Annotated in this window: 9 protein-coding genes; 7 read left to right on the forward strand and 2 right to left on the reverse strand. The window is 63.9% G+C overall.

The window, feature by feature from the left end:
* Positions 1–148 precede the first annotated feature (148 nt).
* The gene (gene metH, locus ACJ8PI_RS16365; RefSeq protein WP_204350491.1) at positions 149–3844 is read left to right on the forward strand and encodes a methionine synthase; all 3696 of its coding nucleotides are present in this window, start codon (positions 149–151) and stop codon (positions 3842–3844) included.
* A gap of 37 nt (positions 3845–3881) precedes the next feature.
* Here the strand turns inward: metH and ACJ8PI_RS16370 are convergent, their stop codons facing one another.
* On the reverse strand, positions 3882–4592 hold the full coding sequence (locus ACJ8PI_RS16370) for a UTRA domain-containing protein (RefSeq protein WP_033649693.1): 711 nt from the start codon (positions 4590–4592) through the stop codon (positions 3882–3884).
* Positions 4593–4785: 193 nt separating this feature from the next.
* On the opposite strand from ACJ8PI_RS16370, the gene ACJ8PI_RS16375 reads away from it, so the two are divergent.
* The 6 genes from ACJ8PI_RS16375 to ACJ8PI_RS16400 all read left to right on the forward strand — a co-directional run bounded on the left by ACJ8PI_RS16375 (position 4786) and on the right by ACJ8PI_RS16400 (position 11200).
* Positions 4786–5847 carry an ABC transporter substrate-binding protein gene (locus ACJ8PI_RS16375; RefSeq protein WP_033649694.1) on the forward strand — a complete coding sequence of 354 codons (1062 nt, stop codon included), beginning with the start codon at positions 4786–4788 and terminating at the stop codon, positions 5845–5847.
* 11 nt (positions 5848–5858) lie between these two features.
* Positions 5859–6668: an alkaline phosphatase family protein gene (locus ACJ8PI_RS16380; protein WP_164134865.1), complete on the forward strand. Its 810-nt coding sequence runs from the start codon at positions 5859–5861 to the stop codon at positions 6666–6668.
* Positions 6665–7510, forward strand: a complete 846-nt coding sequence (locus ACJ8PI_RS16385) for an ABC transporter permease (RefSeq protein ID WP_039569690.1) — start codon at positions 6665–6667, stop codon at positions 7508–7510. The genes ACJ8PI_RS16380 and ACJ8PI_RS16385 overlap by 4 nt, the downstream gene beginning before the upstream one ends.
* 17 nt (positions 7511–7527) lie before the next feature.
* Entirely contained in the window at positions 7528–8313 is a 786-nt protein-coding gene (locus ACJ8PI_RS16390; protein ID WP_164134864.1) for an ABC transporter permease, read from the forward strand.
* 4 nt (positions 8314–8317) lie between these two features.
* Positions 8318–9310, forward strand: a complete 993-nt coding sequence (locus ACJ8PI_RS16395) for an ABC transporter ATP-binding protein (RefSeq protein ID WP_033649699.1) — start codon at positions 8318–8320, stop codon at positions 9308–9310.
* 240 nt (positions 9311–9550) lie between these two features.
* The gene (locus ACJ8PI_RS16400; RefSeq protein WP_033636226.1) at positions 9551–11200 is read left to right on the forward strand and encodes a Na/Pi cotransporter family protein; all 1650 of its coding nucleotides are present in this window, start codon (positions 9551–9553) and stop codon (positions 11198–11200) included.
* 47 nt (positions 11201–11247) lie between these two features.
* Here the strand turns inward: ACJ8PI_RS16400 and ACJ8PI_RS16405 are convergent, their stop codons facing one another.
* Positions 11248–16074: a hemagglutinin repeat-containing protein gene (locus ACJ8PI_RS16405; RefSeq protein ID WP_164134863.1), complete on the reverse strand. Its 4827-nt coding sequence runs from the start codon at positions 16072–16074 to the stop codon at positions 11248–11250.
* Positions 16075–16092 lie beyond the last annotated feature (18 nt).

Consider the following 16092-nt stretch of genomic DNA (forward strand, 5'->3'; position numbering starts at 1 on the left):
CGATGAATTGCAAGTCGCCGTCAGCTCATCGGAGGTGTTGGCGCACAACCTGAAAAACTCTCAATTGTCGTCTGGCCCTTTGTCCTTACAAGCTGTGCTAGGATGACTCGTTGGTTTTTGCGGCAGTTGAGCAATGGGCTGGATGGCAATGGAAGGGGTTACAGTGACGAATCGAGTAGAACAACTGCGCCGCCAGTTAGCGCAGCGCATTTTGGTGTTGGACGGCGGCATGGGCACCATGATCCAGAGCTATCGTCTGGATGAGCGCGATTTCCGCGGTGAGCGTTTTGCCGACTGGCGCAGCGATCTGAAAGGCAATAACGATCTGCTGGTGCTGACCAAGCCGGAAGTGATCGCCGCCATTCATTACGCCTATCTCGAGGCGGGCGCCGATATCCTTGAAACCAATACCTTCAACTCCACCTCCATCGCCATGGCCGACTACCACATGGAGTCGCTGTCCGCCGAGATTAACTATCAGGCCGCCTGCCTGGCGCGCACCTGCGCCGACGAATGGACGGCGCGCACGCCGGAAAAACCGCGCTACGTCGCCGGGGTGTTGGGGCCGACCAACCGCACCGCGTCCATCTCGCCGAACGTCAACGATCCGGCGTTCCGCAACATCTCGTTCGACGAGCTGGTGACGGCTTACCGCGAATCGACCCGTGCGCTGGTGGAGGGCGGCGTCGATCTGATCATGATCGAAACCATCTTCGACACCCTGAATGCCAAGGCCGCCGCCTTTGCGGTGGAAACCGAATTCGAAGCGCTGGGGGTGGAACTGCCGATCATGATTTCCGGCACCATCACCGACGCTTCCGGCCGCACTTTGTCCGGCCAGACCACCGAGGCGTTTTACAATTCGCTGCGCCACGTCAAGCCGCTGACCTTCGGCCTGAACTGCGCCCTGGGCCCGGACGAACTGCGTCAGTACGTCGCCGAGCTGGCGCGCATCTCGGAGACCTACGTCACCGCGCACCCGAACGCCGGTTTGCCGAACGCCTTCGGCGAGTACGATCTGGATGCGGCCGAGATGGCGCGCCAGGTCGGGGAGTGGGCGCAGGCCGGCTTCCTCAATATCATCGGCGGCTGCTGCGGCACCACGCCGGAACATATCGCCGCGATGGCCAAGGCGGTCGAGGGCGTGCCGCCGCGCCGGCTGCCGGAGATCCCGGTCGCCTGCCGCCTGGCGGGCCTGGAGCCGCTGACCATCGATGCCAACACCCTGTTCGTCAACGTCGGCGAGCGCACCAACGTCACCGGTTCGGCACGATTCAAACGGCTGATCAAAGAAGAGAAATACAATGAGGCGCTCGACGTGGCGCGCCAGCAGGTCGAGAGCGGCGCGCAGATCATCGACATCAACATGGACGAGGGGATGCTCGACGCCGAAGCGGCGATGGTACGCTTCCTTAACCTGATCGCCGGTGAGCCGGATATCGCCCGGGTGCCGATCATGATCGACTCCTCCAAGTGGTCCGTTATCGAGAAAGGCCTGAAATGCATCCAGGGCAAGGGCATCGTCAACTCGATCTCGATGAAGGAGGGCGAAGAGGCCTTTATCCATCACGCCAAACTGGTGCGCCGTTATGGCGCCGCGGTGGTGGTGATGGCGTTCGACGAAGTGGGGCAGGCGGACACCCGCGAGCGCAAGTTCGAGATCTGCCGCCGCGCCTATAACATTCTGACCGAGCGCGTTGGCTTCCCGCCGGAAGACATCATTTTCGACCCGAACATTTTCGCCGTCGCTACCGGTATCGAAGAGCACAACAACTACGCCGTCGACTTTATCGAAGCCTGTGCCGACATCAAAACCCACCTGCCGCACGCGATGATCTCCGGCGGCGTGTCCAACGTGTCGTTCTCGTTCCGCGGCAACGATCCGGTGCGTGAAGCGATCCACGCGGTGTTCCTGTATCACGCCATTCGCAACGGCATGGACATGGGCATCGTCAACGCCGGGCAACTGGCGATTTATGACGATTTAAGCGCCGAGCTGCGCGACGCGGTGGAGGACGTGATCCTCAACCGTCGCGAGGACGGCACCGAACGCCTGCTGGAGCTGGCGGAAAAGTACCGTGGCAGCAAAGATAATGACGTGGCGGTGCAGCAGGCGGAGTGGCGCGGCTGGCCGGTGGAGAAACGGCTGGAGTATTCGCTGGTGAAGGGCATCACCGAATTTATCGAGCTGGACACCGAAGAAGCGCGGCAGCAGGCCGAACGCCCGATCGAAGTGATCGAAGGGCCGCTGATGGCGGGGATGAACGTGGTCGGCGATCTGTTCGGCGAGGGCAAGATGTTCCTGCCGCAGGTGGTGAAATCCGCCCGCGTGATGAAGCAGGCGGTGGCCTACCTGGAACCCTACATCGAGGCCAGCAAGCAGCAGGGCACCGCCGCGGGCAAAATCCTGTTGGCGACGGTGAAGGGCGACGTGCACGACATCGGCAAGAACATCGTCGGCGTGGTACTGCAGTGTAACAACTATGAAATCGTCGATCTGGGCGTGATGGTGCCGACGGAGAAAATCCTGCGCACCGCGCGCGAGGAGAACGTGGATATCATCGGCCTGTCGGGCCTGATCACGCCATCGCTGGACGAGATGGTCAACGTGGCCAAAGAGATGGAGCGCCAGGGCTTTACGTTGCCGCTGCTGATCGGCGGCGCCACCACCTCCAAGGCGCACACCGCGGTGAAAATCGAGCAGAACTACAGCGGCCCGACCACCTACGTGCAAAACGCCTCGCGCACCGTGGGCGTGGTGTCGGCGCTGCTGTCCGCCACCCAGCGCGACGAGTTTGTGGCGCGCACCCGCAAAGAGTATGAAACGGTGCGCATTCAGCATGCGCGCAAAAAGCCGCGCACGCCGCCGGTCGATTTGCAGAAGGCGCGCGCTAACGCCATGGCGCTGAACTGGGCCGATTATCAGCCGCCTGTGCCGCGGCAGCTCGGCGTGTTCCCGGTGGCGGCCGGCATCGAGACGCTGCGCCACTACATCGACTGGACGCCGTTCTTCATGACCTGGTCGCTGGCGGGCAAATACCCGCGCATCCTGGAAGACGAGGTGGTGGGGGAAGAGGCCAAGCGCCTGTTCCACGACGCCAATCAGATGCTGGATCGGCTGGCCGCCGAGCGCAGCCTCAACCCGCGCGGCGTTTACGGTCTGTTCCCGGCCAACCGCGTCGGCGATGACGTGGAGGTGTACCGCGACGAACAGCGTGACGAGGTGCTGGCGGTGAGCCGCCATCTGCGCCAGCAGACGGAAAAAACCGACTTCCCGAACTACTGCCTGGCGGACTTTGTGGCGCCGAAAAGCAGCGGCAAGGCCGACTACTTCGGCGCCTTCGCGGTGACCGGCGGGCTGGAGGAGGACGCGCTGGCGGCGGCGTACGACGCGCAGCACGACGATTACAACAAAATCATGGTCAAGGCGCTGGCGGATCGCCTGGCGGAGGCCTTCGCCGAATACCTGCATGAGCAGGTGCGCAAGCTGCACTGGGGCTATGCCGCCGACGAGAGCCTGAGCAACGAAGAGCTGATCCGCGAAAACTATCAGGGCATCCGGCCGGCGCCGGGCTACCCGGCCTGCCCGGAACACACCGAGAAAGCGACCATTTGGCAGCTACTGGACGTCAACCGCCACACCGGCATGGAGCTGACGGAGTCCTTCGCCATGTGGCCGGGGGCGGCGGTGTCCGGCTGGTACTTCAGCCATCCTGAAAGCAAGTACTTCGCGGTGGCGCAGATCCAGCGCGATCAGGTGGAAGACTACGCGGCGCGTAAAGGGATGAGCGTGAGCGAGGTCGAACGCTGGCTGGCGCCTAACCTCGGCTACGACGCCGACTGATTTCCTCTTTAAGGGCGCAGCGATGCGTCCTTGTCATTTACTGCGCTTCCACGTCGATGTGCAGCGCATCGTAACGCCAATACTCCAGGTCGCAATCGATCACCCGGTCGTGCTGATCGCGGTTCACCCGCGTAATGAACAGCGCCGGGCTGCCGTAGGTCACCTTCAGCATGGCGGCGGCCTGCTGCGGCAGCAGGGTGGGCAGCATGTCGAAACGCACCCGGCCGTAGTGAATGCCGTAGCGCGCGGCGTACAGCGCGGTCAGCGACTGGGTCAGATCTTCGTCCAGTATGCCGGGGAAGTAGGCCGGGTTGAGGTAGTGCTCGCAGTACAGCACCGCGCGCCCGTCGATGTAGCGCAGCCGGCGAATGCGATAGGCCTCGGCGCCGGGGGGCAGCGCCAGGCGGCCGGCCAGCGGCGCGTCGAGCGTGACTACCGCGCTGTCGATCGCCTCGGTATGGGCGGCGCGCCCCTGTTGCTGCGCCATGGCGTGAAAATGGCTGCGCTGCAGCGGGTTGTAGATCAGACGCGGGGGCGAAATGAACCAGCCGCGCCGCACCTGGCGGTAGATGACCCCCTGCGCCTCCAACTGGCCGAGCGCCTCCTGCAAGGTAATGCGGGTGGTGGCGAACTGTTCGCTCAGGGCGCGTTCGGAGGGCAGCTTGCCGCCCACGGCGAACTCGCCTGCGGCGATGCGCGCGTTCAGCGTTTGGCAGATGGTGGCTACGGTCGTCGGTGCTTCACTCATACAGCGGGTGTCCCGTTTCAGTGCGTTTGGCCTCCCTTAAGGTAGACCAGCGTCGCGTTTTCGCCGTTGCAATGGGTGATAAAACCGTCGCTTTTTTAAGCTGACATATAATTATCACATTCGTCCGTTAGATTGGTTTGGTCCTTGCTGGACTAGTCCAGCCCTCCCCACACTACCACCTGGAGCATCAGTTATGAAACGTTTGTGCGCTTCTGTGTTAACCAGTGCCATCGTGTTATCCAGCCAGATGAGCTGGGCCGCGGATACCGATCTGGCGGCGCTGGAGCAGGCCGCGAAGAAAGAAGGTGAAGTCAACAGCGTCGGCATGCCAGACAGCTGGGCCAACTGGAAAGGCACCTGGCAAGATCTGTTGAGCAAATATGGCCTGAAGCATGTCGATACCGACATGAGCTCCGCGCAGGAGATCGCCAAATTCGATGCGGAAAAGAACAACGCCACGGCGGACATTGGTGACGTCGGCGCGGCCTTCGGCCCGGTGGCGGTGCAGAAGGGCGTAACGCAGCCGTACAAACCCTCTACCTGGGATCAGGTGCCGGAGTGGGCGAAAGACCAAGACGGCCACTGGGCGCTGGCTTACACCGGCACCATCGCCTTCATCATCAACAAACAGCAGGTGAAAGACATTCCGCACAGCTGGGCCGATCTGCTGAAGGGCAGCTATCAGGTCACCATCGGCGACGTCGGCACCGCGTCGCAGGCGGCCAGCGGCGTGCTGGCGGCCACCTACGCCATGGGCGGCAACGAGAAAAACCTCAAGCCGGGCCTGGAATTCTTCGGCAAGCTGGCCAAGGCCGGCCGTCTGAGCCTGAGCAATCCGGTGATCGCATCGCTGGAGAAAGGGGAAGTGCAGGTTGGCGTGGTGTGGGACTTCAACGGCCTGAACTACCGCGATCAGATCGACAAAACCCGTTTTGAAGTGCTGATCCCGTCGGACGGCTCGATCACCTCCGGCTACACCACCATCATCAACAAATACGCCAAGCACCCGAACGCCGCCAAGCTGGCGCGCGAATACATCTTCTCCGACGCCGGCCAGATCAACCTGGCGCGCGGCTATGCGCGCCCGATCCGCGCCGAGCATCTGACGCTGCCGGACGACGTCAAGGCCAAGCTGCTGCCGGCCGAGCAGTACAAGAACGCGCACCCGATCGCCGATCCGGCGGCCTGGGAACAGAGCGCCAAAGCGCTGCCGCGTCTGTGGCAGGAAAACGTCATTATGTTTATGCAGCAGTGAGTTAACGCACCATGAAAACGATCCTCGTGCTGCTGGACGGCCTCAACTACCGGGTGGCGCACGACGCCATGGGCTATCTGCAGGCCGAATGCGCGGCGGGACGCGGACGGTTGTACCTGTTGGAGAGCGAGCTGCCCTCGCTCTCCCGGCCGCTGTATGAATGCATCCTCACCGGCGTCACGCCGGCGGAGAGCGGCGTGGTGCACAACCACGTCTCGCGCCTTTCTCATCAACAAAGCGTGTTTCATTACGCGCGCGCCGCCGGGTTGACCACCGCCGCCGCCGCTTACCACTGGTTCAGCGAATTGTATAACCGCACGCCGTTCGACGCCGCGCGCGACCGCCATACCGACGCCCCCGAGCTGCCGATCCAGCACGGGCATTTCTATTACGACGACGGCTATCCCGACAGCCATCTGTTCGACGACGCCGAAAGCCTGCGCCTGCGGCATCAGCCGGATTTCCTGCTGATCCACCCGATGAACATCGACGACGCCGGGCACCGCTTCGGCCTCTCTTCGCCGCAGTACCGCAACGCGGCGCGGCGCGCCGACGGCTCGCTGTCGCGCTATCTGCCCGAGTGGCTGGAGGCCGGTTATCAGGTGCTGGTCACCGCCGATCACGGCATGAACGACGATCGCAGCCACGGCGGCGTGTTGCCGGAAGAGCGCCAGGTGCCGCTGTTCGTGTTCGGCTCGGGCTTCAGCCAGGACGACGCCGATCCGCAGCAAACCGAGCTGTGCGGTACGATCTGCGATCTGCTGCAGGTGCCGCATGACAAGCCGCGCTGCCGGGCGCTGCTGGCGCAGGATGCGCGATGAACGGCAAAACCAAATGGATCGCCGCGCTGTGCCTGCTGCCGTTTATCGTGCTGTTCGGCGCGTTTCAGATCGCCCCGCTGGTGTGGATCGCCGTTCACAGCTTTTTCAGCGAGAGCAGCGGCTGGGGCTGGGGCAACTATGTCGATATCCTCACCTCGCCGTTCTACCTGCAGGCCTTTCAGTTCTCGCTGGAGATCTCGCTGTGGTCGAGCGTCTACGGCTTGCTGATTGCGTTAGTGGGCAGTTACTCGCTGCGCCAGCTCGGCCAGACCCGATTTCATGACTTCGTGATGTCGTTCACCAACATGACCAGCAACTTCGCCGGGGTGCCGCTGGCGTTCGCCTTCGTCATTCTGCTGGGGTTGAACGGTTGCCTGACGCTGTTGCTGCGCAAATACGGTTTGATGGAGAGTTTCAATCTCTATTCGAAGAGCGGCCTGATCGTGCTGTATACCTATTTCCAGATCCCGCTGGGGGTGCTGTTGCTGTATCCGGCGTTCGACGCGCTGCGCGCCGACTGGCGCGAGTCGGCGGCGCTGCTCGGCGCCGGCCCCTGGCGCTACTGGCGGCATATCGGCCTGCCGGTGCTGGCGCCGGCGCTGATGGGCACCTTCGTCATCCTGCTGGCCAACGCGCTGGGCGCCTACGCCACGGTGTACGCGCTGACCACCGGCAACTTCAACGTGATCCCGATCCGCATCTCGGCATTGGTGGCAGGGGACATCTCCCTCGATCCGAACCTGGCCAGCGCGCTGGCGATGCTGCTGGTGGTGATGATGGCGTTTATCACGGTGATCCACCAATGGATGCTGCGCAGGAGCTACCTCAATGCGCGCTCATAATCGGATGGAGAATGCTCATGTCGCGTGCTGAACACCTGTACCATCGCACGGTGACTGGCCTGCTGCTGTTGATCCTGTTGCTGCCGCTGGCGGCGACGCTGATTTATGCGCTGGCCACCCAGTGGGGCGCCACCATTTTGCCGGACGGTTTTACCCTGAAGTGGCTGACGGCGCTGTGGAGCGACCCGCGCTTTTTGCAGGCGCTGTGGCACTCGCTGTTGATCTGTTTCGGCACGCTGCTGCTGTCGGTGGTGGTGATCCTGCCGGCGATGTTTGTGATCGCTTACTACTTCCCCAAACTGGACGCGGTGATGAACGTGCTGATTCTGCTGCCGTTCGCCGTGCCGCCGGTGGTGTCGGCAGTGGGGCTGATGCAGCTGTTCGCCGCCGATCCGCTGCCGCTGCTCGGCACTCCCTGGATTTTGGTGGGCTGCTATTTCACCATCGCGCTGCCGTTTATCTACCGCGCCATCAGCAACAACATGCAGGCGATCAACCTGCGCGATCTGATGGACGCCGCGCACCTGCTCGGCGCCAGCACCTGGCAGGCGGCGCTGTGGGTGGTGCTGCCGAACCTGCGCAAGGGCGGAACGATCGCCGTGCTGCTGTCGTTCTCGTTCCTGATCGGCGAGTTCGTGTTCGCCAACCTGCTGGTGGGCAGCCAGTATGAAACGCTGCAGGTCTACCTGTACAACATGCGCAACGGCAGCGGGCACTTCACCAGCGCGCTGGTCATCTCCTATTTCGCCGTGGTGCTGCTCGTCACCTGGCTGGCGAACCTGCTGAATAAAAACAAGGGTTAACCCGATGGCTTATCTCAACGTCACCCGCCTGAACAAACACTATGGCCAGACCCAGGTGTTTCAGGATATCGATTTCACCGCCGAAGAGGGGGAGTTCGTCACCCTGCTGGGGCCGAGCGGCTGCGGAAAATCGACGCTGCTGCGCTGTCTGGCCGGCCTGACCCCGGTCGACAGCGGGCAAATCTTGTTGCAGGGTCAGGATCTGGTGCCGCTGGCGCCGCAAAAGCGCGGCATCGGCATGGTGTTCCAAAGCTATGCGCTGTTTCCCAATATGACGGTGGAAGGCAACGTGGCCTTCGGGCTGAAAATGCAGAAGCTGGCGGCCGGGCAGATCGGCCAGCGGGTGCAGGAGGTGCTGGCGCTGGTGGAGCTGAGCGACCTGGCGAAGCGCTATCCGCATCAGCTGTCGGGCGGCCAGTGTCAGCGCGTGGCGCTGGCGCGATCGCTGGTCACTCGCCCGCGGCTGCTGCTGCTCGACGAACCGCTGTCGGCGCTGGACGCGCGCATCCGCAAACACCTGCGCGAGCAGATCCGGCGCATTCAACGCGAGCTGAACCTGACGGCGATCTTCGTCACCCACGATCAGGAAGAGGCGCTGACCTTATCGGATCGCATCGTGCTGATGAACAAGGGGCAGATCGTGCAGAGCGGCGATGCGGAAACCCTGTATACCCAGCCGGCGGATGCCTTCGCCGCCGGGTTTATCGGCAACTATAACCTGCTGACCGCCGAACAGGCCGCCCAGCTGACCGGGCGCAGCTATGTCGGCAAGGTGGCGATCCGGCCCGAATCGATCGGCCTGTTGCCGGCCGGGCAGGGGATCGGCGGGGTGATCCTGGGCCACAGTTTGCTCGGGAATGTGGTACGCTATCGGATTCAGGTTCGCGGTGTAGAATTGCTGGTTGACGTGCTCAACCGGTCGGTGGCCGACCTGCGGCCCGACGGCGAGCAAATTGGGCTACACTTGGAACCTGTTGTATTGCGGGAAGTTGCATGACTTCGCAGCGCGGCGCCGGGGCCTTTCCGCCGCCGCATTAACCCTTCTCTTCTGCGGTCTGCCGCCCGCCCGCTGTCCTGCCAGACCTACGCCCGGCAGGCGGGACCGCGCGCTGTACCCGTCATCTTTTGGCCTACCGGCTGCGGCTAAGGCGAACAGAACCGTTCCGTCTTTCCGCACCGCCTGACAGGCATCGGGTACCAGCCTCCTTTGGCCGGGCGTTAATGGAGCGTATCTTCCGTGCTGACCCTTCTTCACCTGCTTTCCTCCGTGGCGCTGTTGGTGTGGGGCACCCACATCGTGCGCACCGGGATCATGCGGGTTTACGGCGCCAATCTGCGGCGCGTGTTGAGCGACAGCGTTGAGAAAAAGCCGCTGGCGTTCGTTTCCGGCATCGGCGTGACCGCGCTGGTACAGAGCAGCAACGCCACGGCGCTGCTGGTGACCTCTTTCGTTGCGCAGGGGCTGGTGGGGCTGGCGCCTGCGCTGGTGATCATGCTCGGCGCCGACGTCGGCACCGCGCTGATGGCGCGCGTGCTGACCTTCGATCTTTCCTGGCTGTCGCCGCTGCTGATCTTGATCGGCGTCTTCCTGTTCCTCAGCCGCAAGCAGATGCGGATCGGCCAGATCGGGCGCGTCCTGATCGGCCTTGGGCTGATCGTGCTGGCGCTGGAGCTGATCGTGGCCGCCGCCACGCCGATCACCCAGGCGGCCGGGGTGAAAGTGCTGTTCTCGTCGCTGACCGGCGACGTGATGCTGGACGCCCTGACCGGCGCGCTGTTCGCCATCGTCAGCTATTCCAGCCTGGCGGCGGTGCTGCTGACCGCCACCCTGACCGCATCCGGCGTGATTTCGCTGAAGGTGGCGCTCTGCCTGGTGATCGGCGCCAACCTCGGCAGCGGCCTGTTGGCGATGATCAACGCCAGCGGCCAGAACGCCGCCGGGCGGCGCGTGGCGCTCGGCAGCCTGCTGTTCAAGCTGGTGGGCTGTGTGCTGGTGCTGCCGTTCGTTTCCTATCTGGCGGATGTGATGGCTCAGCTGCCGGGCGGCAGCGAAGAGCTGGTGATCTATTTCCACGTGTTCTACAACCTGATCCGTTGTCTGGTGATGATCCCGCTGGCCGGGCCGATGGCGACGCTGTGCGAGCGGCTGATCGTCGACGTGGCGGCCGACGATCCGCGCATGCGTCCGCGCCATCTGGACGCCAGCGCGCTGGACACGCCGACGCTGGCGTTGGCCAATGCGGCGCGCGAAACGTTACGCATGGGCGACGTGGTGGAACACATGATGATCCTGCAGCGCGAAGTGCTACACGGCAAGCAAGGCGTGGATAAAGAGGTGCGGCGCCTCGACGATGACGTCGACGTGCTGTACACCGCCATCAAGCTGTATCTGGCGCAGATCCAGAAGGAAGATCTGGGCGAGGAAGACTCGCGCCGCTGGGCGGAAATCATCGAAATGGCGCTTAACCTGGAACAGGCGGGCGACATCATCGAGCGCATGGCCGGCGACGTGGGCGCCAAGTCGCACGCCGCGCGCCGCGCCTTCTCGGCGGAAGGATTGGCGGAACTGGACGGGCTGCATGAGCGGCTGATCGGCAACCTGCGCCTGGGGCTGTCGGTGTTCCTGTCCGGCGACGTCACCAGCGCCAAGCGCCTGCGCCGTTCCAAGCATCGCTTCCGCATTCTGGATCGCCGCTACGCGCACGCGCACGTCGATCGTTTGCACCAGCAAAACGTGCAGAGCATCGAGACCAGTTCGTTGCATTTGGGATTGTTGGGGGACATGAAGCGTTTGAACTCGCTGTTCTGCGCCGTGGCTTACAACGTGTTGGATCAGGATGCCAAGGACGACGATCGCGACTGGGAAGACACCCCGAGCACGCTGTAAAAAAATGCCCCCGGTTTTCATCGGGGGCGTTGTGCAGGAGAGGTGCGTTATTTGCCGCTGAACACGCCGGCTTTGGCGTCCGCCTGCTGAGTCGAAGCATGGCCGCTGACGAACGGCACGTTGCCGTCGACGCTTTGTTTCGCCGCGCCGCCTAACAGCCCGCCTACCGTGGCCGCCGCATCGACGCGGCCGCCGCCCTGATAGCGTTGGCCGCTGACGTCCTGCTGGCTGACCTTGCTGCCGCCCAGTTCCACCTTGCCCTGCTGGCTGCGGATCTCGCCGCCGGTCAGTTGGGTTTGGCCGCCGACCTGCAGCGCCACGCCGTGCTTACCGGTAATCGCCGACTGCTCGCCGACCGCGTTGTTGTTCACCACGTCGGCATTGACCTTGAGCTGTCCCTGGCGACCCGCCGGCCCGGTGATGCTGTCTTTCACCGCGCCGCCGACGGTGCGCGCACCGCGATCCCACAGCGGGCCCTGCGGCTTCTCGCCGGCCGGCGTTGCCGGCAGCGTCACTTTGCCGTCGGCCTTGCTGAAGCTGACCGCGCCGGTGGTGTCCTGCTGCGGATCGAGACGACGCGCCACGCTGTTGTACTTGTCGGTGGTGGCGTCGGCCACTTTATTCACCCCGGCGTCCAGTTTCTCTTTCACTTTCCCGGCGTAGCGCGGCGTGCCCACCTTCGACAGCTTGGAGGTGATGCTGCTGCCCGGATCGTTGCTGTGGCTCAGGCCGGCATCCACCTCCACCTTCACGCCTTTCTCGACGTCCTTGCGGCTTTCAACGCGCAGATCGCCGCCCACCTTGCCCTGTACGCTGTCGGCATCGACGCGCGCCCCGGCGAGGCGGGTATCCTTGCCGCTGTTGAGCGCCACGTCGCCCGCGGTGATGCCGGTGTTGGCGTGGGTGGTTTTATCCTGCTGTTCCACGCCGACCTTCAGACCGGCGCCCAGCGTATGGGTGTCTTTGCCGGTGTTCGGATCGACCTTGCCGTTGGCGTCCTTGTTGAACGTTTGGCCGCCTTTGGCGTTAGCTTTGATGCCCAGGCTCCAGTTGTCCTTGTGCTGCTCGTTCTTGGCGGACTCCAGCAGGATGCCGCCGTTTTTCGCCTCGAGCGCGGCGCTGCCGCCGCTGACCCTGGCGCCCTGCAGATGCAGCGCGTCATCGCCTTTGCCGTTGGCGGACAGGGTGACCTTGCCGTCTGAGGCTAGCGTGGCGCCCTGGCGTTCGGTCGCGGACTCATTCACCTTGGCGATGTCGAAGGCGCCGCCGGCGGAGAGGCTGCCGCCGGTTTTTTCCTTGCTGTCGCTGCTGCCGGCGCCCAGATCGAGATTGCCGGACAGCTGGTTCTCCTTACGCGTTTGGGTCGATTCCGCCGCCTGCAGCGCAACCTTGTTGCCCGCGCTCAGGGTGACGTCGCCCTGGCTCTTGACGTTGGTGCCTTTAAGCGTCAGATCGCGGCCTGCGTTCAGCTCCACGCCCTGTTGACCGCTGACGTTACCGACCTGCGCGGTGCTGCTGTTGCTTTCGCCGTTGTTGGTGCCGCCGCCGAAGCCGGCGCCGAAGTTTTTGCTGTCGGCGGTGAAGCCGCCCTTCGCCGAGGCCTTGACGTTGAAACCGCTGTGGTTTTCGCTCTGCTTATCGCTGGCCTGATCGAAGCGAATATCGCCGCCGGCGTTGACGGCGGTTTTACCGCTGCCGCCGTTCAGCGCGGTGCCCTGATAGACCGCATCTTGTTTCACGTTGACGTTGATGCCGTTGGCCGCGTCGATCGTGCCGGTCACCGCCTGGCTGGCGTTGCTGCTGCTGCGCTGGGTGCCGCCTTCGCCCTTGGCGTCTACGGTCAGATCGCTGCCGGTGGAGGTGTAGACGCGTACGCCGGCGCTGCCGCGGGTATCGCGGTTCTGCTCTTCCTGGCGGTTCGTCGCGGCTTCGCTGCGGTGGCTGTCCGCCGTCAGCGTGACCGCGCCTTTGCTCGCCTGATACTGCGTGCCCTGATCGCGCACTTCGCCTTTGGCGTTGATGTCGATGCTGCCGGCTTTCACCGAGCTGACCACCGCCTGCGAGCTGCTGCTGCGTTTTTCGCTGCTGCCGCCCTGCGTGCCGATATCCAGGCCGACGTTAGGCGCGCCGATGCCGCCGATGTCGTTGATGACGCCGGTGGCGTCCAGCTTGGCCGCCTTGCCGACCGCGCGCTCGACCGGGCGGGTCACGGCGCTGTAATCGACGTTGGCGCCGATGTTCACACCGACGTCGGTTTTGCTGGTGGTGCTGCTGGCGGTGTCGGCGGCGGCCAAATGATCGACGTCCGCGGCGTTTTCTTGATAGGCACCGCCGACGCTGTGCTGCGCGCCTTGCTGGGTCAGCTTGTCACGGGCGTTGACAGTCAGGTTGCCTTTGACGTCGCTGCCGGAGGTGACCGCCTTGCTGCTCTGCGCCTGCGTTTTGCTGTTCTCGTAGCCGGCTTCCACGCCGCTGCCGAGCTTGTCGATGCCGCCGGTGTAATAGAAACCACCGCCGATCTTGGTCTGCTCGGTGTTCGAGGTGGTTTTATCGTCGGCCGCCAGGAACGAAACCTTGTTGCCGCTGACGCTGGCGTCGCCTTTGTCGGCGACCAGTTTGGAGCCGCTGAAGGTCACGTCCTTCTCCGCCTCGAGCTTCACGCTGCCGCCGCTGAGGGTCGAGGCGCGGTTTTCGGTGCGGGTGGTTTTCTCGCTGTCGCGGGTGTGTTCGATGCGCAAACCGGCGCGGTATTGCTTGTCGCCGGCTTCTTTGGCGTAGCCGTTGACGGTAAGCGCGGTCTTCTGCTCATCGATTTTTTGCTGCTGTTCGGCGGCCTTGACGTTGATGTTGCCGGTCTGCGACGTCACGCTCAGCTCGCCGCCGCTGGCGACCTGGCTGCCGATCACGTCGGTATCCTTACGGCTGACCAGCTTCAGGTTGGTGTCAGACTTCAGCTCGCTGGCGGTGCTGCTCTGGTAGCGGTTGTCGGCCTTGTGCGAACTGCTGGTGATGTTGAAGGCGGTGCCGGTGCGCGCATCGATTTTGTCTACGGTGGTGCTCAGCGCGTTGTCGATGCGCAGGCCGCCCTGGGTGGCGGTGACCAGGCCGCCTTCCTTGCCGCGCGCCTTGCTGCCGGTGATGGTGACGCCCTGCTGGCCGTTCAGGCGCAGGGTGCCGTCGCTGGTCAGCTCGGAGGCGTGGCTGATCTCGCGGCGGTTGCTGTTGTTTTTGTTGTCGCCGCCGCCGATGCCGCCCCAGGAGGTTTTGTCATCGCGTACCGCTTTGGCGTTGGCGGTTTTCTGCACCCCGACCTGGATCTGGCTGTCTGCGTCGATCGTCAGATCGCGCTGGGCGTGGACCTTGGCGCCCTGGGTAGTGACATTGCGGCCGGCTTTCAAGGTCAGTTCGCCCTGGCTACGCAGTTCGCTGGCCTTCAGGCTCTCGCTTTCGTCGCTGCTGCTCCAACTGCCGGTGCGCAGGCTGGAAGTGTGATTGCGCTGGTAGCCGCGTTCGGTGGACTTATCCTTCTCCACCAGCCCGGCGAGGTGCACGTCGCGCGCCGCTTTGACGCTCAGCGCCCGATCGGCGCTGACGTTGGCGCCCAACAGGTTCACGTCTTCCCGGGTACTGACGAGTGTGGCGTTGCCGCCGGCGGCGACGGTGCTGCCCGCCTGCTGCTGCTGCTCGCGCTCACGGGTGACGTCGTATTGCCAGGAGTAGAACCAGCGGTCGTCGGTGTGGCCCTGGGTCTGTTTCAACTGCTGGCCGTCGAGCGTCAGCTTGCCGCCCTGCAGCGTGATGTCTTCGCCGCGAATATCGGTGGCGGTGAGGTGCGCGTGGTTATCCGCCACCAGGCTGATGTTCTTGCCTTTCAGCTCGGTGCGGGTCAGCTTCTGACTGCTGCTGCGATCGTTGACGTAGATGCCGCCGCGGTAGTTCTGGTAGTTGTCGCCGCCGTTGCGGTTGCTGCTGGCGTCGTCAACGCGGCTTTCGCTGCGAATATCGTAGGCTTTCACCTTGAGCTCGTCGCCGGCGGCCAGCGTGCCGGCCAGCTTCACGCCGCTGCCCTGCGCGGTGTTGATGATGTTGATGCGCCCGGCCTGCATGCTGCCGAGGTAGTAGCTGTCCAGCGCAGTGGTCGGCTGTACGCTGGCCAGCACCTTGCCGTCGCGCGCCACCCGGTTATGGCCGCTGATGGCGTTGATCGCCGCCGGCGTCACGCTGCCGTTGCGATGGGTGAAGTCTTGCACGATCACGTCGCCGCGGCTGTCTATCTTCGGCGCGATCAGATCCAGCACGCCGCCGGCGTTCAGGACGCCGTTGAGGCTCAGGGTATTGCGGTTGTCCAGGGTGCTGTAGCCCTGCAGCAGGCCGTTCTCCACCAGCGGGTTGCCGACCACCAGCGAGGAGCGGCTGGTGTTGATGAACCCGCAGCCCTGGCAGCTGATGCCGTTCGGGTTGGCCAGCACGTAATCGGCCGCCATGCCGAAGATCTCTTGCTGGCCGTGCAGCAGCGACGGGTTGCGGCCGATCACTTCATTGAGGATCACGCTGGCTTCGCGCCCGCCCAGATTGGGGTTGGCGCCCAGTTGGCCGGCCAGCTGCGACAGCCCCGCTTCGCGGGAGTTGTTCAGCACGGCGCCGGGCTGGTTGACGTTAAAGTCCTGGTATTGGTTGTGCGACAGCCCGTTGCCGTTCGGCGCGACGATGTCGACCACCTGCGCGCCGGTCGCGGCGGTGGAAACGCCGGGGCCGTTGGCGCCGTTGGCCGCCACGATCTCCGCGGCGTAGGCGCCGGCGGAAGCGGCGAGAATAATCGCCAGCGCGGCGGCCAGTTTGCCCGCTGCTGAAAGCCTGAAGTTATTATTTTTCATCCATGTTTCTCCGTATAT

This window comes from Serratia sp. CY82433 (assembly GCF_052166535.1).
Taxonomy (GTDB): Bacteria; Pseudomonadota; Gammaproteobacteria; order Enterobacterales; family Enterobacteriaceae; genus Serratia; species Serratia sarumanii.

Bases quoted from the DNA above. Each gene is read 5' to 3' on its own strand.
- ACJ8PI_RS16390 (WP_164134864.1), top strand. From the start codon at position 7,528: ATGTCGCGTGCTGAACACCTGTACCATCGCACGGTGACTGGCCTGCTG.
- ACJ8PI_RS16385 (WP_039569690.1), top strand. From the start codon at position 6,665: ATGAACGGCAAAACCAAATGGATCGCCGCGCTGTGCCTGCTGCCGTTT.
- ACJ8PI_RS16395 (WP_033649699.1), top strand. From the start codon at position 8,318: ATGGCTTATCTCAACGTCACCCGCCTGAACAAACACTATGGCCAGACC.
- ACJ8PI_RS16370 (WP_033649693.1), bottom strand. From the start codon at position 4,592: ATGAGTGAAGCACCGACGACCGTAGCCACCATCTGCCAAACGCTGAAC.
- metH (WP_204350491.1), top strand. From the start codon at position 149: ATGGAAGGGGTTACAGTGACGAATCGAGTAGAACAACTGCGCCGCCAG.
- ACJ8PI_RS16375 (WP_033649694.1), top strand. From the start codon at position 4,786: ATGAAACGTTTGTGCGCTTCTGTGTTAACCAGTGCCATCGTGTTATCC.
- ACJ8PI_RS16380 (WP_164134865.1), top strand. From the start codon at position 5,859: ATGAAAACGATCCTCGTGCTGCTGGACGGCCTCAACTACCGGGTGGCG.
- ACJ8PI_RS16405 (WP_164134863.1), bottom strand. From the start codon at position 16,074: ATGAAAAATAATAACTTCAGGCTTTCAGCAGCGGGCAAACTGGCCGCC.